This window comes from Streptomyces sp. NPDC001393 (assembly GCF_053597455.1).
Genome location: NZ_JBSFIH010000002.1, coordinates 270131 through 291300, shown reverse-complemented (window position 1 = coordinate 291300; position 21170 = coordinate 270131). Strand labels below are relative to the sequence as shown.

Sequence of the window (21170 nt, the reverse complement as noted above, 5' to 3'; positions counted from 1 at the left end):
CGTCCCTGTGTCGTACGTGTGAAGAAGCCGGGGGCGACGGCCGCCGCACGCGGGAGTCCGGCCGGCTGCCGGGCAGCGTGCGGCAGCCGGCCGGCCGGCGTCCGGTCAGCGGACGAACGAGATCTCCGGGTACCTCTTGTCGGGCCCGTCGAGCAGGCTGCGGTGCTGGTGGCGCAGCTCCTGGTCGAAGAAGGCCGCGAGGTAGTCACTCTGGACCTTGACCGCCCGGTCGGGGTCGATCGTGCCGAACTGCTGCTGGAGCTGGTCCTGGGAGAGCCCGAGCAGGCCCGCCTCCTGCGGCACCATCCACTCGTTGTCGCTGAACGACAGGTGCGCCGCGCCGTGCAGCTGGATGTCGACCCGGTACCCCTTCAGATGCGACCACAGCGTGCGCCACGACCCGTCGTTGTTGCGGTTGTGGGTGCCGGAGCTGAAGAGCATGAAGGGCCGGTCCAGGTCCTTGCTCGGCGCCGATCCGAAGAACTGGCCGTCCAGGTCGGCACCGGCGGCGATGCGCTTGTCGAGCTGCATGGAGGTGTCGACCGCCGCACCGCCCAGCGACCAGCCGAACATCCCGATCCGGGACATGTCCACGGCGCCCGACAGCCCGGAGGGGAGCGTGGGGTGGCCGGGGTCCGGGTTGCCGCCCTTGCTGATCGTGGAGAGCTGGTTGATGACGAACCGGATGTCGTGCGCGCGCACGTTGAGGGTGTCGGAGGAGTGCGCGCCCGGCGGCATGGTGTTGACCTCGAGCCGGTTGCCGGGGAACTGCACCTCGTTGGCGTCGTGGGTGTGGTCGACGGTGACGACGAGGTAGCCGCGGCTGGCGAGGTCCTGGGCGAGCGCGGTGCCCATGGCGCGGTCCGAGTGCAGCCCGGTCGAGTACAGCAGGACGGGCAGCTTGCCGAGCTTGGTGTTCACCGGGGCGAGGACATGGCCCGCGGTCCTCGGCAGGGTCACCTCCTGCGGCGACAGGCCGCGCGAGACGAGGAAGTGGGCACCGGAGATCGACGGCATCCACGGGGCCTGGTAGTGCCCGGACGTGGCGGTGGCCGGATACCAGAGCGACACCATCAGCTCGCGGGAGGTGCTGCCGGGTATGTACGGATCCGTACGGGACGTGTCGACGAGGTGCAGGCCGACCATGCCCACGCTGTACGGCCCCGTGGGCGCGGGCATGTTGAGCTGGAGACCGGACCCGTCCGTGCGGCCGGACGTGAGGGCCTCGGGATGTACGGCCTTGTGGTGCAGCGCCCCCTCGTCGTTCTCGGGCGCCCAGGGCGTCTTCGGGTCGGGCTGGTCGGGCTGGTCGGGCGAGAAGCCGGTGGCCGCGGGCTGGGTGGACGTCTTCCCGGCGGCCATCGCCGGTGTCATCCCCGCACCCAGGGCGACGGCCAGGGCACCGGCCGTACCGACCGCTCTGGCGATCGTTCTGCGACGGTGGCGCGGGCGGCGGTGTTTCATGTAACCCCCTTGGTGGTCAGCGATCGCAGAACACGCGATCGGCTGCCGCACACCGTACCGCCGCGGCGCCCGACGCCACCCACGCTCCCCGGATCCTCGCTCCATGACGCCGAACGCCCCCTGCGGTACGTCCGGACCGCACACGTGATGCCGAGGCGCGCGGCACCGTCCACTTCCCCCGTCGAACCCTGTCGAGCGCGTAACGCGGAGGCACCCCCAGCGCGTGGGAGAGGTGACGTCCGACCATGAAAGGACACACGGTGAGGGAAGCACCCGCGGACTACCTGGAGTTCGCAGCCGCCCGCAGCGGGCCCCTGTTCCGGACCGCCTGCCTGCCCGCGGGCGACTGGCACCTCGCCGAGGACCTGGTCCAGGAGACCCTCGCCAAGATGTACCGCTCCTGGCGGCGCATCAACCGGGTCGAGTCCCCGGTGGCCTATGCCAACACCGTGCTGGTGCGGACCTTCATCTCCCAGCGCCGCCGCCGCAGTTCCTCAGAGCGCCCCAGCGACCGGCTGCCCGACACGGCCGGCCCCGCGCCGGACGCGGAACTGCGGATGGCCCTGCTGGACGGCCTGGTCCGGATGACGGCCAAGGACCGTGCCGTGCTGGTGCTCCGCTACTGGGAGGACCGCTCGGTGGAGGAGACCGCACAGATCCTGCGCCTCACGCCGGGAGCCGTCCGGGTCCGGAGCCTGCGCGCCCTGGAGCGGCTGCGCGCCCTGCTCGGCGACCAGCTGGCCGACCTGGCCGCATGACGAGCCCGGCCCGACGGCGCTCCTCTCCCTCCCTCCCAGGCCGAACGACGCCCAGACGAACGGAGATTCACCATGTCACCCTCCGAGGACCGCGACGAACGGCTGATGCGCGCCATGAGCCGCGCCGCCGCCCAGTTCCCACCCCACTCCGCCGACCTGGTGCGCCGTTCCGTCGCGCGGGGCCGGCGGATGCGGCTGGTCCGCGCCACCCAGGTGGTCACCGCCACGGCCGCCTTCGCGCTGGTCACCGCGGGCGGCACCCTGATGGTCACGGACACCCTCCGCGGTCCGGGCGGTGCCGGCACACCGGAGCAGTCGGGGCCCGGCGCCCGAGGACACGTCAGCGGGCAGCCGTCCGCCCCTCGGCCGTCCATCAGCGGGGAGGAGATGGTCCGTACGCTGAAGAGCCTGCTGCCGCCCGGCGGCACTGTCTCCGCCGCCTCGGGCCGCGGCTCCCGGTCGGGCGGCCCCGTCGTCTGGCCGGCCGCCCAGCTCACCTACTCCACCGCGAACGGCTCTTCCGGCATCGCCATCGACATCGCGCGGCTGGACCCCGGCGTCCCCGCGGACCAGCAGGGCCAGGGCGGCTGCCTTCCGGTCGAGGTGCGCCCGTACGACAAGTGCACCACGCAGAACCTCCCTGATGGCGCCGTGCTCAACACCACCAAGTCGTTCACCTGTCCGAGCAGTGACTCCGGGCAGAAGCGCTGGTACGTGGTGCTCACCACCGCCGAGGGGGTGCAGCTGACGGTGCAGGAGTACGGCGGCGGCGGTGCGAAGGGCTCGTCCGGCGGAGCGGACCCGCTGCTGTCGATCACCCAGCTGACCTCCGTCGTGCGCAGCCCGGCCTGGAACAAGGCGATCGCCGCGTTGCCGGCCCCGCACGAACCCCCCGCCAAGAGCCCCTCCACCGGGCGGAAGCACGTGCCCGGGGCCCGTATGACCAGCGTGCTGAAGTCGCACCTGCCCCGCACCGGGACCGTCTCCGACATGAACGCCGGCGACGGTCTGGTCCAGCTGGTGTACGACGACGGCCACGGGAAGAACATGGTGGAGGCCGACGCGCAGTACGACATGACCGCCGACCTGGGCGGGCACATGGGCTGCGCCGGTGCCTCCGGCGACTGCGAGGCCCTGACCCTGACCGACGGCACCAAGGTCAAAAAGGTCAAGGAGCCCTCGGAGAAAGGCGGTTCGGCCGTGGTGTGGCTGGTCGACACCCTGCGTCCGGACGGCCGCCGGGTGGCGGTGCGGGAGGTGAACTCGTACGCCGAAAGCGCTCCGGTGACGCGCCCGCAGCCGGCACTGACCATGGACCGGCTCCTGACGATCGCCCTCGACGACCGGTTCTTCACCGGCTGAGCGCCGACACCTTCACCGTGACCGACGGCCGGCTGACACAGCGGTCCTACAGCTTGGTCATCTTGACGTACGGGCTCAAGATCCGTACCTGCGCCGAGCCGAAATCCACGAGCGCCGCGACTCCGTCCTCGAGGCCGACCACCCGGCCGAGGCCGTACACGTCGTGTGTGACCTGGTCGCCGACGGCGAAGTGCTTGGGCGCCGGTGTGACCGGGGCCTTGAAGGGGCTGGTGGGCAAGTGACGCTTCGGCGCAGCAGGCTTTGTCATGACTCAGTATGCGCCCATGTGTGTGCCCTTCGCTGTGGCCGTCCGCACAGATCAGCACGGCGGCCACCGCCTCAGGCTGCTGACCTGGGTTTTCGCGACGGGAGCGCGGAGAAAATCGGCCGGAGGTCTCCTTCGCCGAGGAGGGTGAACACCGGTCGTCCGCCGCCTCGGCTCACGCGGCTCCACCTCTGGCCGAGCTGTGGTGCGGTCAGCGGGTGTCCAACTGCGTCGAGGGCACCGGCACGAGGCGGCGCTGCAACTGCTGACGGTGGACCTGGACTCGGCGCACCGCCGCTGACGTGCGAGCGAGTTCTTGCCAAGACGGCCTCGTCAGTGGCAGGGGTTATCGTCCGACTTGCTTGTTCACCTTTTCAACAGGAGCTCCATGAGCCTCAAGCAGGTCTCCGTCACGGCGGCGATATCGGTCGTCGCCGGGCTGACCACTGTCACCGTCGGCCTCACCGGCTCCGCCGCCTGGGCCGACGGTACGGCGGCTCTGCCGCTGTCCCACTACGCACACATGCTGGTCGACGCAGCCCACCAGCACATCTTCTTCAGCCAGGGTGCCGGCTCGACCGGCATCGTGGTGACCGACCTGTCCGGCACCCCCGTCACGACCATCGAGAACGAGCCGGGCGCCACTGCTCTGGCGCTGTCCGCCGACGGCGCCACGCTCTACGCGGCGCTGTCGGACGGCGACGCGGTCGCCGCCATCGACACGGCGAAACTCACCGAGTCCGCCCGCTACGCGACCGGTACGGGCAGTGCCCCGGCCTCCGTCGCGGTGGCGGGCGGCAGGGTCTGGTACGGATACACGGCCGACGGCAAGGGTGCCATCGGATCGCTGGATCCGTCCGCCGCCGACCCGGCGGCGACGCCTCAGCCCTCGATGTCGCACTGGTCGGTCGCACCCCTGCTCGCGACGGGCGGAGGCGTGCTCGCGGCCGAGGAGCCGCAGCAGAGCCTCAGCCACGTGGCCACCTTCGACGTCTCCTCCGGGACGGCGTCCGTCAAGGCCGACACCCTTGTCCATGGCGGCACGGCAACCGGCTTCCAGGTCACCGGAGACGGCACGGAGGTCGTACTCGCCGCCCCCAGCAGCCTGCCGCGCGTGCCTACCGCACCGCGGACCTCGCCTTCGCCAGTTCTTCCGCTTACGGCACCGGCGGCGCCGGCCCGAACGCGCTCGCCCTGGACACCGATGGAACGATCGCCGTCGGCAGCCCCTCGGGCTCGGCCGCCGGTGTCTACCTGTACGCCGGCGCGAACACCCTCGCCGAGAACCACGTCACCTTCCCGTCCGGAACCCTGACTCCGGACGGCCTGCGGTGGGGAGCCGACGGCCTGACGCTCTACGGCGTCACGCAGGACTCCTCCGGGGCCTACACCCTCAACGTGCTGAGCGGCCCCAAGCTCACCGACACGCAACTGTCCCTGAATCCCCCGCAGTACGCGGTTCCCACCCAGCAGTACACGTTCACCGGATCGCTGAGCACCAGGGGCCTGCTACCGGTCGGCGCGTCGCTCCAGGTCACCCGCGACGGTACGGCCCTGCCCGACGCCACCGTCGGCAAGGACGGATCCTTCGCCATCAGCGACACCAGCCAGGACGAGGGCGCGTACACCTACCAGGTGACGTACGCGGGCGACGCGACGCACCGGGCCGCGACGGCGTCCCTGACGGTGCACGTGGCGAAGCTCCCCACCACCATCGCGTTCCCCGCCATCAGTTCGGCGTCGCCCCGTTCGGTGGTCTTCACCGGCTCGCTCATGACCCAGCTGAACTTCGGCGGCCTTCCCCAGGGCACCACCGTCCAGGTGTCCCGGACGAACGAGGACACCCAGGAGACGACGCAGCTGCCGTCGGTCACGGTCGACCCCGCCACCACCGAGTTCACCGTCACCGACGACCCGGACCGCGCGGGACGGTTCACCTACCACCTGTCGTACGCGGGTGACGCCACGCACCAGCCGACGTCCTCCGACGCGTCCCGCCAGGTCTCCCCGTACGCCCCGGCCCTGACGCTGAACGCGCCCGCGACCGCCACCCGCGGCACCGCGCTGACGTTCAACGGCGCGCTGAGCGAGGTGCCGTACGACAGCGGCGAGACGGTCACCGTGACCCGTACGGACGCCGCCCACACCACGACGCCCGTGCGGTGGACCGTGCCCGTGGGAGCCGACGGCACGATCACGGTCAAGGACACGCCGTCCATCGGTGGCGCCAACACCTACACGGTCAGCTACCCGGGCGACGCCTCCCACCAGGCGGCCACCGCGTCCGCGATCGTCCAGGTGTCCCGAACCGTGACGGCCCTGTCCGTCACGACCAACGCGTCCTCCTACGCGTACGGCGCCACCGCCACCGTCACCGCCCACCTGGGCACGACGTACAACGGCCGTACGGTCTCGGTCTACGCCCAGCCCTACGGCGGCGGGAAGACGCTGGTCAAGACCGGCACCGTGGACGCAGGCGGCAACCTGTCGGCCACGTACAAGCTCACCCGCAACACGACGTTCACGGCGTCCTTCGCGGGCGACTACCGCTACGCACCGGCCACGGCCACCCACACCGCCTACGACCAGGTGAAGATCGCTGAGACGCTGGGCGGCTCCTACACGAGCACGACGTACAGCGGCGTCACCTAGCGCGTGTACCACCACACGGTGAAGCCGCGGGTGACCGCCGTCGTGACACCGAACAAGTCCGGCCAGTGCGAGAAGTTCCAGGCCCAGGAGTACTACAGCGGCGCCTGGCACACGCTCACCACCTCGGGCTGCTACTACCTCGACCCGAACAGCACCGGGGTGACGCAGCTGAGCCTCGCCAACGCGGTCAACCAGAAGTTCCGGGTGCGCTCAGAGTACGTGCACAGCACGCAGGACAACACCAACCTGACCACGTGGGGCGGCTGGCTCTACCTCACGGTCAGGACCTGAGCGGCCCCGGCGGCAACCGGCCCGGACACGCCGCACCGGATGTCGCCGGGCAGCCCCGCGACGACAACCGGGGAGCGGGCGGCATCCGCGGCTTTCCGCCCCGCGCACCGCGTCTCACCTGCCGTTGAACTGGAAGACGTCACCAATCGAGCGCACGCTCGTCGGCTCGCGCGTCCCAGTCCGGCGTGACCGGGCGCGCGTCGTGGCAGGTGAAGCCGAGGCGGGTCAGTGCGCGGCGCATCTCGACCGAGGTGAAGTCGCGGCGGTTCTGTCTGGTGATCACTTCCCCGACCTGCATCACGGGGTAGACGCGGCGGTCGATGGTCACGCACACGCCGGTGGCGGGTTCGGGCGTGATGCCGCTCATCGACTGCTCGACCTCGAACTTGGTCAGGTCGAAGGGGAACCGGGCGATGACACAGCGCATGGATGCCTCCACAGGGCGGACAGGGGGTGATGGCTCAGGACGTCAGGGCGAGGATGCCCAGGGCGTAGCCGTGTTCGTCGATCACGGGGGAAAAGCCCAGGGTCCGGTCCCGCATGGCGGCCTCCGCCTCGCCGAGTGCGGCGACGGACGAGGTGAACGGTCCGCGGTCGAGCGGGATGTCCCGCAGCCGGGTCCGGTCGCTGTACCACGAGCCGCCGCGGTGCGCGGCGAGCTGGGCCCGGGTGACCAGTCCCGCGCACCGCCCGTCCTCGTCCTGGAGGAGCAGGTGCGGGACACGGGCACCGATGAGCACGGACAGGGCGACGTCGACCGTCATGTGGTCGTCGACCTGGGGCCCGGGAGCGTGCATGGCGTCGCGGGCGGTCAGATCGGCGCCGTCGGCCTGCTGTGTTCGGGACGGATGCTGCGTCAAGGGCTTCTCCTCTTCGTCGGGGCGGGCGGGACGGGCGACGATCTGCCTGACTGCTGGGAGTGCATCCCCCGTACGGGGGCTACGGGGTGTTCCTCTGGGCGGAGCGACGGGCGCGGGCGGCGGCCCGGCCGCTCCCGCCGTGGCCGGCGGCCCGCCCCCTGCGATTCCGGCCGGCGGATCCCTTGCCCTCGCGTCGGCCCTCGCCCCTGCCCTCGGTTCGTCCGTCGACCGGGGCGGTGAGGGTGACGGGCACGCCGGAGGGGGTCCGGGCGCCGGTGATGCGCTGTAGTTCGGCCTCGCCGGGACGGATCCGGGCGGTGCCCGGAGTGATGCCGGCGTCGGCCATCAGACGGTCCACGGCGCGGCGCTGGTGCGGCAGGACGAGGGTGACGACGGTGCCGGACTCGCCGGCGCGTGCCGTACGGCCGCCGCGGTGCAGGTAGTCCTTGTGGTCGCCGGGAGGGTCGACGTTCACGACGAGGTCGAGGCCCGCGACGTGGATGCCTCGGGCGGCGACGTTGGTGGCCACCAGGGCCGTGACCTGGCCGTCCTTGAACTGGGCGAGCGTCCGGTTGCGCTGCTGCTGGGACTTGCCGCCGTGCAGGGCGGAGGCGCGCACCCCGACGGACAGCAGGTGCGCGGCGAGCCGGTCCACCGCGTGCTTGGTGTCCAGGAACATGATCACGCGTCCGTCGCGGGCGGCGATCTCGGTCGCGGCGGTGTCCTTGTCGGCGTCGCGCACGTGCAGCAGATGGTGCTCCATGGTGGTGACGGCTCCCGCGGACGGGTCGACCGAGTGCACGACGGGGTCGTGGAGGTAGCGGCGTACCAGGAGGTCGATGTTGCGGTCCAGGGTGGCCGAGAACAGCAACCGCTGGCCGCGGGCGGGGACTTGGCCGAGCAGCTCGGTCACCTGCGGCATGAAGCCCATGTCGGCCATCTGGTCGGCCTCGTCCAGGACGGTGACGGCGACCTGGTCCAGTCGGCAGGCCCCTCGCTCGATGAGGTCCTTGAGGCGGCCGGGCGTGGCGACGACGACCTCGGCGCCGCCGCGCAGCGCACTCGCCTGCCGGCCGATCGACATGCCGCCCACCACGGTGGCGAGCCGCAGCCGCAGGGCACGGGCGTACGGGGTGAGCGCGTCGGTGACCTGCTGGGCCAGTTCCCGGGTGGGGACGAGGACGAGGGCGAGCGGCTGTTTGGGCTGGGCCCGCTGCCCGTCGAGGCGGGCCAGTACCGGCAGGCCGAAGGCGAGCGTCTTGCCCGAGCCCGTCCGACCCCGGCCCAGGACGTCCCGGCCCGCCAGCGCGTTCGGCAGGGTGGCCGCCTGGATCGGGAAGGGAACGGTCACGCCCTCGGTGCGGAGCGCGGCCAGCAGCCGTGCGGGCATGTCCAGTTCGGCGAACGTCCCGACCGCGGGGAGCGGCTCGGTGAGGGTGACCGGCAGGGCGAACTCCTGTCGGCGTGCGGTGGGGCGTGCTCGTTGACCGCTCTTGTGCCGGGAGCCCGGACCGGAATCTCGACGGTGCGGTTGCTGCGCCCGGAAGCGGCTGGAACTGCTGGAACTGTTGGAGCTGCTGGAACGAGCGGAACGGGTGCGGTCCACGACGGGGCCTTCCTCGATGCGGCACGTATCGAGGAATTCCTTGAGGGGAATCACAGGACTGAGCCGAGTGAAATCCGAAGACCCTGGGTTGACGTTTCTTACGTTCCGCACGGCCTTGCGGGGGCAGAAAAAATGGGCTGGGGCCCGCACCCCGAGAGCGCGGGCCCCAGCCACATGATGCGCGAACCAGAGGCTCGCGACGGTTCGCGTCAGCGTCAGGCGGGAACGATGTTCTCGGCCTGCGGGCCCTTCTGGCCCTGCGTGACGTCGAAGCTAACCTTCTGGCCTTCCTGAAGCTCGCGGAAGCCACCGTTGCTGATGATGTTCGAGTAGTGGGCGAACACGTCAGCGCCGCCACCCTCCTGCTCGATGAAGCCGAAGCCCTTTTCCGCGTTGAACCACTTCACGGTGCCAGATGCCATATTGAATCTCCCTTGAGGGGCAGTGCCGGACTCCGCACTTTACGGAGCCGGGTCGCCGCGATGATCACCCCTCCGGAAAGATCCCGGAAAGCTCTGCAAAGAAAAAATCTCTGGCAACCAAAACCGCAACAGCTATCACGTTAACACAGGCGGGTGGCAGCAGGGATGAGTTTTCGGACCGGTCCGGTAATCGTCATCCCGCTGGAGTGCGCATTTCTATATCGGCGGGACTAGGTATCCGCACCGGGCTCGTCCAGCTTCCGGCGCATTTCCCGGTTCAGTCGGAGGGCGTCGTCGAGCTGGTCCTCCAGGGTGATGATGCGGCACGCGGCCTCGACGGGGGTGCCCTGGTCGACCAGTTCCCTGGCGCGGGCGGCGATGCGCAACTGGCGGCGGGAGTACCGGCGGTGGCCGCCTTCCGAACGCAGCGGGGCGATCAGCCCGGCTTCGCCGACGGCCCGGAGGAAGGCGGGGGTGGTGCCGAGAACATCGGCGGCCCGCCCCATGGTGTAGGCGGGATAGTCGTCGTCGTCGAGGTTGCCGGCGACCGGGGTGTTCTCAGCGGGCATGGCACCTTCGTTTCGGGGGCGCGGCGAGGGGCCCGGGTGTGCGTGGCACCCGTGCCGCGAAGGATTCGGCGCCATCCGCCTTCGCGCCATCTGCCTCGTGCGACAACCCTAACTCCGGCGGGCACGGACATGTGGTCTCGCCGTGGCAGATATCCCCTCCCCGGCCGACGTACTCAGCTCGCGAAGTCGCGCTGCTCCGGTGTCAGCCCGGCTGCGGACATGATCGACGCGGCGGCCCGTTCGGTGGCCTCCGGCGGGACGACCAGCAGGTCCCTGCGCCCCTGGCCGGGTGCCACCAGGACGACGGTGCTCGGCGCGCGCGCCATGGTGGCCCTGCGCAGCCGGACGACCTGGTCGCGGAGGTGTGGCACGGTGCTCTCGGGTGCGCGGTCAGCTGTGCCGTCCGGGTGCCTTTGGCGCGCCGGTGTCGGCCGTTCGTCCCTCCCAGGCGTCCTGCGCGCTGGCGTAGGCGGGGAAGCGGTGGAGGAGACCGGTGCAGCGGAAGACCAGGTCGGTCGTGTGGCTGTCGTAGACGACGCGTATCCAGCCGCCCCGGGCGCGGCAGTCGGACCACGCCTCGCACAGAGGCGCCAGGATGCTGCCGTCGGAGAAAGTCACCCGGCTCAGGTCCACGATGAGGCGGAGCCGTCCGGGACGTGCGGCGCGGGCCTCGGCCAGGGCGCGGACCAGCGGTGCCACGGTCTGCGCGTCCAGCTCGCCGTGCGCGCGGACGATGCGACACTCCTCGAAGAGCTCGGGTGCTTCGCCCTGACTGGTCAACGATCCGTGCGAGGAGGGCACTTGAGGTGGGCCGACGGTCCCTGCCGAGGGTGCCCACGGGATGGCGTGCCTCATGGTGTCTCCCCTGTCGTGCTCCCGAGGAGCCCGGTCTCGGCGAGCGTCAGCATGCGCGCGGCGGTCAGCGGGTTCTCGGGGTCGGCTGCCGCGGCCAGCAGCCGAGCGGCTGTTCCGGCGGGCTCCTCGGGCGGGACGACCAGCAGCACCCAGCGCCCTACGGTGCCGCAGTCCAGGGTGATGACGTGCGTGGCGCTTCCGGGGCCGGCCGGCTCAACGGCGATCTCCCGGCCGGGTGACATGACCGTGCGTGGCGCGTCGGGCCATTCGGCGGGATCCACGGTGACCCGCACCGTGGTGTCCGGGTCCGGCTCCAACGAGCCCACCAGCGAGGGCAGTTCGAGTTCCAGCGCGGCGCAGCGCGGCCACCAGGCCCCGTCCAGCGGGCCGTGGCTGACGTCCGGGGTGAGGGTCAGGCGCGGCAGGGGCATGCGGTACGTGTGCGCGTCGGCCGCGGGCACCCCTCCGGTCGGCGTACTGCTCGGTTCCATCGTGCGGTCCCGTCCCGGGAGCCGTGGAGCGACTGCCCGTTTGGTCACTCGCCGGGAACGGCACCGCCGGAAGCGCTGCGCGAAGAGCTCTCGGTACGGTCAAGGTACTCCCCGGCCGACGAGAGGCGGGCGGGTCAGTCGCCCGACTGCGACCGCTCTGCCCTCTCCCGGTCGTCCTGCCACTCCCGCTCCTCCTCCCGCTCCTCCTCCAGTTCTTCCATCAGGCGGACGCCGACGTGTGTCAGAGAGACGGCGGCCGGGGTCCGGTGCGAGGTCCACTCCACGTTGATCAGGCCCTCGTCGGCCAGGTAGACGCACGCGGCGGAGAGGTCCTCCTCGGGCAGGTCCAGCTCGGCACGGAGCACCGATCCGCTGACCTCGGGGCGGTTGTGCTCGAAGGCCCGGTACAGGGATTCCAGGACCGCCTTCCGGTTCTTCCTGCGTTCGCGGAGTTTCGTCATGGCTGTCGTTCTCCGAGGTGTTGACGGCCGCATGGGCATGGACGCGACGGTGGATCCCCGAGGCCTCAGGGACCCGGGTCACACCTCGTCGGCGTGTGCTTGCACGTGCTCCGTCGATGTACTGGTCGAGAGCCAGGACCGTGCGGGTTCCGCGGCGTTCGCGGTGTCGAGGGTGAGATGGAGCCGGGTCCCTCCTTCGCGGCCGGCGGGATAGCTGCGCTGCTCGGTCGAGGCGAAGCAGCGGCGGAGGACGTCGGCCACGCGCCGGGCGACCTCAGGGGTCGCGGCCACGATGCGGACCTCGGCGTGACTCTCGGAGGGCAAGGGTTTGTGCTCCATACGGACCTCCTGGCGGGTGATGGGTACACACCAGAACGCGGTCGTTGCCTGAGCCGCCCAGCGACGGTGACGGGGCTGCGGGGTTTTTCCACGGCACCCCTCTTCTGAAGGGTATGCCGGGCAAGGGCGGCCGTGCGTACCCCGCCCGACCGGCCGTCCGGCCGGGCGTATGCCTGGGAGTACGGTGGAGACATCGAGGGCACTCCGTGCATCGGCTCCGACACCGGTGCCGCTCTCGGTGATCGACGACACGGGGGCGGTCCTCGTCCGCGCCCGGGGCAGGGTCCGCCCCATGACCGCGTACATGTTCCTCCCGACCACCCCGACGCCGTCGAACGTTCCCGCGCCCCGGCCAGCACCGGCCAAGCCGCGCACACGTGCTCCGGGCCGGCCGAGGTGGGAGCGGGGAGCCTCACCGTACGAGGGAGAACGCCTCCGCCCGCTGACCCGCGGGCAGGTCGAGGATCGCCTGCAAGAGCTGGGCGACCTGTACGCGAAGGTGTCCGGTGACGGCCCATGGGCGTGGAACCAGGGGCGCGGCGCCTTCCTGCGGCATCTCGCGGCCGACGCACGACGACCGGGGTTCTCGCTGCTGATCGCGGAGAGTACCGCCCTGACCGGATGCGCTTACGGCTTTCCCACGGGCGGTGCCGGTCCGTGGTGGGAGGGCTTCGACGGACATCTGCCAGGGAGCCTGCTCCGCCGCGCCGCCTCCAGACGACTCTTCGTCGTATCCGGGATCGTCGTCCCTCCCCGTGTGCACCGGGAGCACCCGGACCGTGCCTGGAATCTCGCCCGGCGCTTCCAGCGGCGACTGCTCGCCGACCACGGCGCCGTACTCGGCGTCACGCTGGTGGACGCCCGGGACCACAGGGCGGTTGAGACGTTGCGGTCCTGGGGGTGGCGGAGCTCCGGGGACGACACACTCACGGCTGTGCCGCCCGGCCCGGTGCGGGTTCTGGTGCTGGTTCCGGGGACGTGAGCACCGTACTCGTCGCTTCGGCCTGGGCCGTTTCTGATGGCTCTTGCTGGGCTGGGTGGATCAGAGGAGTCTCGGCTTCGTCCCTGATGGCGAGGTGCGAGGACGGGGCCGTGACGGCGAAATCCTGGATGGACGGTGGTTGGACCTCGGCCATCCGGACCTGTTCACGGAGATGGAGAGCGATGCGCTCCTGGTGGTGACGGTCGACCATGGAGTGTTCGCTGATCTACGCGGCCTCGCTGGCTCGGCCGCCGCGGAGGAATCCCGCGCACTGGAAGCCGGGAGGCGACCGTCGCTGTGGGGCATCATTCGTGGACGGACGACCGCGAGCGCTGCCGGGCTGCGAAGGCCCCCCCGACGAACGCGGCTTCGCCACCAAGGGAGAGCTGGCCAAGCGCCTCGTACCACGTGCCGTGGCTCCGATCTCCCTCCTCGCCTGGGTGACCGCGGACGCCGTCTACGGGCAGGAGGGACGGTTCGTGTCGGGAGGTCCGGTCCCTGTGGGTCCGCTGCGGGTGCGGCGACACCCGGCCGAAGCCGCCCGCGGCCCGCGATCTCCGCCGGGACTGCTGCAGTTGAGTGACAGCAAGCGCGGCTCCCCGGAAACGCTCACAATCTGACGAGCCGATTTCTTTTACCTTCTTCTGGGGTTCGATGTGTCACCCAGCAGGCGGTCACCTGCGTGTGCCACCCATGGAGGTCATTGGATGAATCTTCGTGCCTGGGTTGCAGCACCGCTGGCGGGCGCGGCTGTCGCTCTCGTGTCTGCATCGACGTGCGCCGCTGCGCAGGCGCCTGCACGGCACGCGGCCGCCTTCCCGCGGCTTCATGAAGACGAAGACGACGGGCCCCACGGCCCCTGGCGTCCCTGCCACAGTCAGCGCGGAGTCGTGCTCATCGACAAAACCCTGAGGGCGATTCTGACCAATGGCCGGCGCGGGCCGGAGGCTCTCGTCCTCCAAGGCACCCCGGGATCGTCCTCGTCACCGGCGGCACCCTGGACCAGCTTCACCGTCTCGACGTACCTGGACGTCAGATACCCCACCCAGACCACCGGCCAGTACGAGTTCGAGATCCGTGACTTCTTCAGGGTGCACCCGCTCTTCGTGGTGAGGGCCTTCGACAACCACAGGCGAGCCTTTCCCTTTCCGGCCACCCACTGCGAGAAGGGCAAGGACGACGGAGACCGCGCTCGTCCGCATGGCGGTCCGACTCCGGGCGGGAGCGGCTCGTCCGGCGCCCCGCTGCCTGGGCGGGGTGCCCCTTCCTCCGTTCCGCACGACAGCACGGCCGCCGGCTGGAGCACCGACCTCCTGAGCGCGAAGAACGTCGCGATCGCGGCCGGCGGTTTGCTGGTGGTCCTGGGAACGCTGGCCACGGCCTGGCTCCGCCGACGCGGATCTGCCGACTGACAGTCGACCGGAAGAGGAACCGGCAGCACCTCAGGTCCCTGACGCCACGGCACATCAGGAACCCGAGGTGCGCGAAGTTCTCGGCCTCGACGGTTGGGGCGCGGCCATCACCCGAGCGGGGTCATGAAACGTGCGTCCCCTGGACGGGACGGCGCTGCCCGTCCACCGCATCACACGACCCTGCCTACCGCTCCGCCCGGCGCGGACAACACGGCGTGGACGTGCAGATCCTCGCGGCCCCGACGGCCGCCCGGCTGGGGGCGTCGCCCGCCCCGCCCGGCGCTGTCCACGACGTCCGTGCCGCCCCTGAGAGCGGCATTGCCCACGGTCTCGTCCGGGCGTGCGTCAGGTGCCAGAGCACTGGCGCCACCCCCGCCGGGCATGGCGACTCCTACGCCGACTCGGATGCTGTCCACTCGTGCGACCGGCCTGGTTCAGCCGTCCTCGCCCTCCATCTGGCCGGCATCAGCTGTCTCACGGTCCGGTACCGGCAGGCCGGCCCCGGTGTCGCGATCGGGGTGAGAGCCGAGCGGGTCTTCGACCGACGGCAGGACCTGCGGTTCAGCTGCCATCGGCGGGTGCTCAGCGTCACTGCTACCGGTCCCCGGAGGTTCCGGTGAGGGAGCGGTCGGGAAACGCTGCTTCCGGCGATGGATGACGTGACCTGCGTGACTGGATGTGGGCGTGGGGCCGGGCTCGGCCATGGGGCTTGCCGACTGGTGGGGTCTGGCCAAGCGGCTGAGAGTGACCGAGGAACCGTCGCCCCCGGAGGAGGGCGGGGTACCGGAAGAGCTGGGGGTGGCCGAGGTGCCCGAGGGACTGGGGGTGGCTGAGGGGCTCGGGAGCGGGTCGTGGGGACAGAGCCAGTCAGAGTCCTTGAACCCGTAGCTCAGGCCCCACTCCTTGTCACAACCGCCCCAGTAGGGTCTCACCCAGCCGCAGTAAGGGCCGCCGTAGCTCCAGCAGGGAAGCGCTGATTGCTGCGGGACCGGATCCGTGGCGGGTGCGTGGGCCTTGCCCCGCGAGAGGCCGGCGGCGCTGACCATGCGGACCTGCGTGGCATCGGAACTCCCGGGCACCCAGTCCGCGACGAAGCAGGGCAGGCCGATGGCTGAGACGGAAGCCGCCACCGTTGCAGCGGCGAGTGCACCGCGGATCAGGTGCATGACGCCTCCTCTCGGCTTCGTGGTCCGCGGCAGGTGCCGACGAGACTCTGTGCACGGGCGCCCCCGCTGTGAGGGCTGAAGCCGAACGTAAGATTTGAAGACCGTCCCAACAGCCAGCGAACCGCCGGTCTGGTGGCCCTGCTCCGGTTTTTCACCCGAAGAGTCCCGTCTCCATCCGTGGACGGCCGCGTTCTTCCCGCGCGAGCCGGGGCGAGAGCAAACAGGCACGCTGCCGCGTCGGTGGCCGCGTGCCCGCTGACGACGACCTGGGGGTTCGCCGCCACGACCACGAGCCCGGAGGCGGACATCATCGCGGACGAGAAGGACCGCGAGGAGCTGCGGGAGCTCAGGGAACTGTGGCTCAGCGACGACGACTTCACGACCGCGGACTTCCAGGCCATGCTCACGCCGATCATCAAGCGGATGAAGGAGCGGCGGCGCAAGACGATTACTAACTCTTGCGCTTCACCCAGCCGAGTGCAAAGAAGACAGCCCCTGCGACGAAGGCCGCTGACCCGAAGATCTTCGCATAGTTCCCCGAAGAATGGAGTTGAGCGAAGAACGAGATCAGAGCGAGGAGGGCCAGGACGCCAACGGTCGTCACGGCTACGGACTGCTTTACTGCTGGACTCATCAGAGCGTCTCCATGTCAGCCAAATGGGTTACAAACGAACCCGCCGGGACCGATCGGGCCGATCCAATACAGGATTGTCCCGAGGGTGTAGACCACGGAGGCGATGTGGTCGCGGCCGATGCGGATGCCCGCCCGGTAAAGCGCGCGCCGGCCCATCGTCGGGTTGGCGTCGTGCAGCTCCCAGACAGTGAGACCAGTGTGCCGAGTATCGCCACCGCGGTACGGGCGGACGGGCAGGTCCCTGGGTGCGGTGGGCTCGTAGGCGGCCACGGCCTTCTCGCGCTGGTCCTGAAGCGGAGCCCTTACGGTTGGTACGGGGTGTACGTGATCGAGGAGACCTTCAGGTACCTCGCGCCGTCTGCTGTGGCCCATGTCGAGTCGTTGGGGTTGCCCGGCCAGTCGCCGCCGACGGCGGTGTCGACGATGAAGTGCATCCCGACACCCGGGGCGGTGGTGTACCACTTGGTGCCGGTGATGGTGCCGTCCACGGCGAAGTCGATGTGATCGGGCCACCAGGTGAACGAGTACGTGTGGTACGCGTTGGTCCAGCCCGCAGAATTCGTCTTCGAGAACTGGGTCTGGGCGTTGTTGGAGTCGTGGGAGGTCTGGTAGACGGTGTTCGGGTTCTGGCCGACGATTTCGGCGGCGTCGAACTCGGGCAGCCACGGATTCAGGTAGGCCGCCCATACCGCAGGCAGGAGGCCCTGGCCGCTCGGCATGTTCGCAGTGAAGCTGTAAGTGCCGTAGCCGTAGAGAGCCTTGGACTCCACGCGGCCCGAGTAGTACGTGCTGCCCGACCTGTAGGTCTTGACGACGAGGGTGTTGCCCTCGTACCAGACGCAGTCGGGGGTGTAGGTCTCCAGCTCGTTGTTGGCGGTCCACCGTCCGTTGATGGTGTTCCACGAGTTGATGGTCTGGGGGGCTCCCCAGGACGCCGCGTGGGCTTGCGGCTGTCCCAGGAGAAGCAGTGACAGCGCCGCCAGGGCGGCAACTATCAGGCGGCCCGGCCTGGGAAGTGCAGATGACATCGCGGTTCCCTTGCTCGGATGACATGAGGCGGGGGAGCGGTCCCACGCTCCCTCCAGCGCCGGACTCTAGAAGTCGGTTTAATGTTTGACAAGATGCGCGGCATCGATCGCTTCATGGCTTCCGGAGTTGAAGACACCAGGTGTCGCGTCCGCGTCGCGGCCGGGGCCCTTCGCCGTGAGCGGGGTGCGGAACGCGCTCACCGCTTCCAGGGTCTTGCCGAGCGGTGCCGGGAAGACGTTGCGCAGCACACCGGCGCGTCGGCGGACGTTCCCGTCCCACGAGGGCGGCCCGGCCCGACTGGTCGCCGACCGCGAGCAGTGAGCCATCGGCGGAGAAACCCGCCGCGCCGACCTGCTCGCAATCAAGGGCTGTACAACGGCTTCCTCGCCGCCGGCCTGGTGTGGGGGTGCGGCACGATCGGGAGATGTGACTCGTGCCCTGGACCGTGCCGCCCCGCCCCGTTACCCCAGGCCATCGTGCCCCGCCCTCAGTTGTCCCCAAGGCCGTTAGGCGGCCGTCGGCCGCTGGCGTGGTTCACCTGCCGTGCGAAGTCCTGCTGCGACGTACGCGAAGTACCAGCACGGAGCCTGCAGCGATGGCCAGCAGGCCGCCGGCGGCGCTGTAGGTGACAGCGTTGCTCATCCCGGTCGCAGCCAGGCCGCCGGCCGTGCTGCTCCGGTCCGGCCGGCCGACGGGTACGCCGGCCGCCGTCGCCTGCGCTCGGGTGCCGATCGTGCCTGCGGCGGAGGCAACCGGCGCAGCGGGCGTCGGCGTGGCGGCGGTCGGTGTGGAGGCAGCAGACGGGATGCCATGGCCGGCGGTCGCCGACGAGGGCTTCAGCCGGAGAATCGTGATCGAGTACGGGGGCAGCGTCTGTGCGGCCGCTGTTCCCCGCGTCGCCGTGGTCAGGGCGGTGCCGCCCTTGGCGTACGAAACGGTTGTGACCGTTCCGGGGGCCGGGGTGTATCCGGAGTAGGAGAGCGACACCTGCGCCGCGTTCTGCGGGTTCTTGTTGATCAGCATGACGTTCAGGCCGCCGTTGCTGCTCCGCACGGCGTGCACGGCGACCGACGGGTTGGCCGAGGACGCCTTGACCATGGTGTCGCCGGGCTGCGCGAGTGCGGTCAGCGAGCGGATGCCCCAGTAGGTGGGGAAGGGCGTTTCGCGGGCCGGCTCGCAGGTCCCGCCGGAGCAGGAGCCGACGGAGAGGACACCCCCGTCCTGGTAGTCGGTCTCGCCGTTGACGGTGGTGGGCTTGCCCATGCCGTTGTGCAAGTCCCACCAGTCGACGTTGACGGCCCCCTGTTCGAGCCAGCTCATGTACGTGTCCGGCGCGAACAGCGCCGCGGCCTGGCTGGTCTGGGCCGGCGACATGGCGCTGGAGGTCTCGGTGACCGCGATCTTCACCGAGGAGGCGTGTGGGCCCGCGTAGGTGTGGAGCAGCGAGCGCACCGCGGAGGTGGTGCCGGCGATCTGGGCGGGGGTTCTCAGGATGTCGGCCGTGCCGGCACCGCTCGGGTACCAGTGGATGATCACGAAGTCGATCGACTTGCCCGCGATGGAGAGCACCGTGTGGTTCCAGTCGGCGTCGTCGCCTGCAGCTTTCACCCCGTCCGGCCAGGAGCCCGGCGTGTTGAGCACCGCTCCGATTTTCACCTTCGGGTCCACGGCCTTCATAGCCTTCGCGTAGGCGAGCAGGTTCTTCGCGTACTCCCTCGGGCTTTTGTCGGCGTGGTTGTCGACCTCCCATTTGCTGCCGTAGTACCCGTTGCCGGAGACCTCGTTGCCGATCTCCCAGTACTTCACGCCGTAGTGCTTGTCGACGTTGGCGTACCTGACCCAGTCCGCGGCCTCCTGCGGGGTGCCGGACCCGTAGTTGGCGGTGATGATCGGCTGGGCGCCGACCTTCGTCGCGGTGGCCATGAAGTGGTCGAAGTCGGTGCCCGGCGCGGCCCAGCTGCCGCCGGTCACGGTGTGGGTCTTCCAGTGGTAGGCGTCCGCGACCGAGCCGCCGGGGAAGCGCAGCTGCCGGATCCCGGCCGCCTTCATCAGCGACGCCGCCTTGGCGTCGTTCATGTAGGCGTCGTAGACGGCCGTGTTGAGGCCGACACCGCTGCTGGGCACCGTACCCAGGGAGGTACCGGCATCCACCGTGATGTCGACGGCCGGCGCGGCGCCCGCGCTGAGCGCCAGGGCGCCGGCACCGGCGCCGGCCACGAGTGCGGCCACCGCGCCCGCGACCATGCGGCGGCGCGTTCGGTTACGGCGGTGCGTACGGCCCCGGGGCATCGGCTGCTCGGTGGTTCTCGGGTCGTCAGGTGACACGTGTGGCTCCCGATCGGAGTGCGTGGATACGGGTGGCGTGGCGCCGCTGACTGCGGCTCGCCGTGGTTGGTGCACCCCTGGGTGGCCGCTCGGGATGGAAAAGGTTGCCGCCGTGTCCGATGTTCTTCGGATCCCTTTCGTGCCGTGCACCGGTCGCCGGGAAATCAGTGTCGGGGCGGCAACCTTCTCGTCTCCTGCGGCAACTGGGAGCCGGAAGGCCGAGTCGAACTACCGGATGGACGGGCATGAGGGCAACGAAGCATGCCGCGCCGCAGTCGTGGCGCAGGCGCGGACTGGTCACGGGTATTCCCTTGGGGCTGCTGGTCGTCGGTGTGCTGGCGTGCCTGGCCCTGACCGTTCTCCCCGGGAGCGGAACCGGTGCCGGAAGGGCAGCCGACGCGTCCGCCGCAGGCGCGCGGGCGGCCGCCCCGTCCGGTGCCGGGTCTGCGGCGGGCGGCGGTGCGGGTGCGACGGTGCAGCCGACGGCCTCGGCCAGCCCCACGCTTCCGGCCTCGGCCTCGGCCACGCCGTCGTCTTCGGTATCGGCCACTGCGACGGCCTCGGCCAGGAGCACCGCGCCCGCGAGCTCCAGGGCGGCGGCCCTGGCCGGACGGATCAGACCAGCCGTCAGCTACCAGGGAGTCGCCACCGCCTACGCGGCGGGTGACGGCAGCGGCTCCTGCCTGTACGGGCCGTCCGACGACCTGATGATCGCAGCGATGAACGTCACCGACTACGAGTCGGCCAAGGCGTGCGGGGCTTACGTGCTGGTCCGCGCGGCAAGCGGGGCCACCATCACGGTACGGATCGTCAACGAATGCCCGTGGCCCTGCGCGCCGGGGCAACTCGACCTCAGCCGACAGGCGTTCGCCAAGCTCGCCGACCTGTCGGTGGGCCGACTCCCGGTCACCTGGTCGCTGCTGAGCCCGGACCTGCCGGGCACGATCGCCATCCGGTACAAGACCGGGTCCACCAAGTGGTGGTGCGGGATCCAGGTGATCGGCCACCGGAACCCGGTGGCCGCGCTGGAGGTGCGGGCCGCCGGCGGCTGGCGGCAGCTGCCCCGCACCGACTACAACTACTTCCTGTCCGCCGATGGCACCGGCTGCGGCGGGGCGCTCAGGATCACCGACATCTACGGGGAGCGGCTGACCGTCGACGGCATCGCCGTGCGGCCGGACGTCGCGCAGCCGACCGGCGTCCAGTTCGCCCGGCATTGACCAGCCC

25 protein-coding genes and 2 pseudogenes are annotated in these 21170 nt (G+C 70.5%); 10 read left to right on the top strand and 17 right to left on the bottom strand.

From position 1 onward, the window contains the following. Positions 1–105: 105 nt before the first annotated feature. Positions 106–1464: an alpha/beta hydrolase family protein gene (locus ACWC2T_RS04345; RefSeq protein WP_450668926.1), complete on the bottom strand. Its 1359-nt coding sequence runs from the start codon at positions 1462–1464 to the stop codon at positions 106–108. 260 nt (positions 1465–1724) lie between these two features. Here ACWC2T_RS04345 and ACWC2T_RS04340 point away from each other — a divergent pair, with 260 nt between their 5' ends. Both ACWC2T_RS04340 and ACWC2T_RS04335 read left to right on the top strand, forming a co-directional pair. Continuing rightward, complete coding sequence (locus ACWC2T_RS04340) at positions 1725–2222, top strand: SigE family RNA polymerase sigma factor (protein ID WP_450668925.1); 498 nt, start codon at positions 1725–1727, stop codon at positions 2220–2222. Between the two features lie 72 nt (positions 2223–2294). Further along, a complete protein-coding gene (locus ACWC2T_RS04335; protein ID WP_450668924.1) occupies positions 2295–3584 on the top strand; it encodes a hypothetical protein in 1290 nt (429 codons plus the stop codon). Between the two features lie 46 nt (positions 3585–3630). On the opposite strand, the gene ACWC2T_RS04330 is transcribed toward ACWC2T_RS04335, so the two are convergent. Next, positions 3631–3852, bottom strand: a complete 222-nt coding sequence (locus ACWC2T_RS04330) for a hypothetical protein (RefSeq protein WP_450668923.1) — start codon at positions 3850–3852, stop codon at positions 3631–3633. A 385-nt stretch (positions 3853–4237) separates the two neighbouring features. Between ACWC2T_RS04330 and ACWC2T_RS04325 the strand changes: the two genes are divergently transcribed. The 3 genes from ACWC2T_RS04325 (at position 4238) to ACWC2T_RS04315 (ending at position 6792) form a co-directional block, all read left to right on the top strand. Next, positions 4238–5164 (top strand): hypothetical protein, encoded by a 927-nt coding sequence (locus ACWC2T_RS04325; RefSeq protein ID WP_450668922.1) that lies wholly within the window; start codon positions 4238–4240, stop codon positions 5162–5164. A gap of 83 nt (positions 5165–5247) precedes the next feature. Continuing rightward, the gene (locus ACWC2T_RS04320; RefSeq protein ID WP_450668921.1) at positions 5248–6501 is read left to right on the top strand and encodes a hypothetical protein; all 1254 of its coding nucleotides are present in this window, start codon (positions 5248–5250) and stop codon (positions 6499–6501) included. A 30-nt stretch (positions 6502–6531) separates the two neighbouring features. Next, a complete protein-coding gene (locus tag ACWC2T_RS04315) occupies positions 6532–6792 on the top strand; it encodes a hypothetical protein (RefSeq protein WP_450668920.1) in 261 nt (86 codons plus the stop codon). Between the two features lie 139 nt (positions 6793–6931). On the opposite strand, the gene ACWC2T_RS04310 is transcribed toward ACWC2T_RS04315, so the two are convergent. From ACWC2T_RS04310 to ACWC2T_RS04265, 10 genes are all read right to left on the bottom strand, one after another. After that, on the bottom strand, positions 6932–7219 hold the full coding sequence (locus ACWC2T_RS04310; protein ID WP_450668919.1) for an SCO5918 family protein: 288 nt from the start codon (positions 7217–7219) through the stop codon (positions 6932–6934). 34 nt (positions 7220–7253) lie between these two features. Beyond that, a complete protein-coding gene (locus ACWC2T_RS04305; RefSeq protein ID WP_450669066.1) occupies positions 7254–7589 on the bottom strand; it encodes a CBS domain-containing protein in 336 nt (111 codons plus the stop codon). A 142-nt stretch (positions 7590–7731) separates the two neighbouring features. Then, positions 7732–9258 carry a DEAD/DEAH box helicase gene (locus ACWC2T_RS04300; RefSeq protein ID WP_450668918.1) on the bottom strand — a complete coding sequence of 509 codons (1527 nt, stop codon included), beginning with the start codon at positions 9256–9258 and terminating at the stop codon, positions 7732–7734. A gap of 215 nt (positions 9259–9473) precedes the next feature. Continuing rightward, entirely contained in the window at positions 9474–9680 is a 207-nt protein-coding gene (locus ACWC2T_RS04295; protein ID WP_020943091.1) for a cold-shock protein, read from the bottom strand. Between the two features lie 230 nt (positions 9681–9910). Next, a complete protein-coding gene (locus tag ACWC2T_RS04290; RefSeq protein ID WP_450668917.1) occupies positions 9911–10249 on the bottom strand; it encodes a MerR family transcriptional regulator in 339 nt (112 codons plus the stop codon). 173 nt (positions 10250–10422) lie between these two features. Continuing rightward, the gene (locus ACWC2T_RS04285; protein ID WP_450668916.1) at positions 10423–10620 is read right to left on the bottom strand and encodes a DUF5994 family protein; all 198 of its coding nucleotides are present in this window, start codon (positions 10618–10620) and stop codon (positions 10423–10425) included. 19 nt (positions 10621–10639) lie between these two features. After that, a complete protein-coding gene (locus ACWC2T_RS04280) occupies positions 10640–11029 on the bottom strand; it encodes an STAS domain-containing protein (protein WP_450668915.1) in 390 nt (129 codons plus the stop codon). 71 nt (positions 11030–11100) lie between these two features. Further along, positions 11101–11595 (bottom strand): DUF5994 family protein, encoded by a 495-nt coding sequence (locus ACWC2T_RS04275; RefSeq protein WP_450668914.1) that lies wholly within the window; start codon positions 11593–11595, stop codon positions 11101–11103. Between the two features lie 134 nt (positions 11596–11729). Continuing rightward, positions 11730–12056, bottom strand: coding sequence for a hypothetical protein (locus tag ACWC2T_RS04270; protein WP_450668913.1), 327 nt, complete (start codon positions 12054–12056; stop codon positions 11730–11732). 78 nt (positions 12057–12134) lie between these two features. Continuing rightward, entirely contained in the window at positions 12135–12395 is a 261-nt protein-coding gene (locus ACWC2T_RS04265) for a hypothetical protein (protein WP_450668912.1), read from the bottom strand. A gap of 292 nt (positions 12396–12687) precedes the next feature. Here ACWC2T_RS04265 and ACWC2T_RS04260 point away from each other — a divergent pair, with 292 nt between their 5' ends. The 3 genes and pseudogenes from ACWC2T_RS04260 (at position 12688) to ACWC2T_RS04250 (ending at position 14789) form a co-directional block, all read left to right on the top strand. Then, entirely contained in the window at positions 12688–13377 is a 690-nt protein-coding gene (locus ACWC2T_RS04260) for a hypothetical protein (RefSeq protein ID WP_450668911.1), read from the top strand. A gap of 309 nt (positions 13378–13686) precedes the next feature. Next, positions 13687–13856 (top strand): annotated as a pseudogene (locus ACWC2T_RS04255) (transposase); the annotation flags it as partial. Between the two features lie 411 nt (positions 13857–14267). Then, entirely contained in the window at positions 14268–14789 is a 522-nt protein-coding gene (locus ACWC2T_RS04250) for a hypothetical protein (RefSeq protein ID WP_450668910.1), read from the top strand. A gap of 434 nt (positions 14790–15223) precedes the next feature. Here ACWC2T_RS04250 and ACWC2T_RS04245 read toward each other — a convergent pair whose 3' ends face one another. From ACWC2T_RS04245 to ACWC2T_RS04230, 4 genes and pseudogenes are all read right to left on the bottom strand, one after another. Continuing rightward, a complete protein-coding gene (locus tag ACWC2T_RS04245) occupies positions 15224–15361 on the bottom strand; it encodes a hypothetical protein (RefSeq protein WP_450668909.1) in 138 nt (45 codons plus the stop codon). A 1309-nt stretch (positions 15362–16670) separates the two neighbouring features. Then, positions 16671–16775: pseudogene (locus ACWC2T_RS04240) on the bottom strand (YibE/F family protein); the annotation flags it as partial. 116 nt (positions 16776–16891) lie between these two features. Next, positions 16892–17617 (bottom strand): glycoside hydrolase family 16 protein, encoded by a 726-nt coding sequence (locus tag ACWC2T_RS04235; protein WP_450668908.1) that lies wholly within the window; start codon positions 17615–17617, stop codon positions 16892–16894. 78 nt (positions 17618–17695) lie between these two features. Further along, positions 17696–17866 carry a hypothetical protein gene (locus ACWC2T_RS04230; protein WP_450669074.1) on the bottom strand — a complete coding sequence of 57 codons (171 nt, stop codon included), beginning with the start codon at positions 17864–17866 and terminating at the stop codon, positions 17696–17698. A gap of 69 nt (positions 17867–17935) precedes the next feature. On the opposite strand from ACWC2T_RS04230, the gene ACWC2T_RS04225 reads away from it, so the two are divergent. After that, positions 17936–18247: a DUF1304 family protein gene (locus ACWC2T_RS04225; protein ID WP_450669065.1), complete on the top strand. Its 312-nt coding sequence runs from the start codon at positions 17936–17938 to the stop codon at positions 18245–18247. Here the strand turns inward: ACWC2T_RS04225 and ACWC2T_RS04220 are convergent. Further along, positions 18153–19943 (bottom strand): LPXTG cell wall anchor domain-containing protein, encoded by a 1791-nt coding sequence (locus ACWC2T_RS04220; RefSeq protein ID WP_450668907.1) that lies wholly within the window; start codon positions 19941–19943, stop codon positions 18153–18155. The genes ACWC2T_RS04225 and ACWC2T_RS04220 overlap by 95 nt on opposite strands. Positions 19944–20188: 245 nt before the next feature. Here ACWC2T_RS04220 and ACWC2T_RS04215 point away from each other — a divergent pair, with 245 nt between their 5' ends. Continuing rightward, on the top strand, positions 20189–21163 hold the full coding sequence (locus ACWC2T_RS04215; RefSeq protein WP_450668906.1) for an expansin EXLX1 family cellulose-binding protein: 975 nt from the start codon (positions 20189–20191) through the stop codon (positions 21161–21163). Positions 21164–21170: the final 7 nt, after the last annotated feature.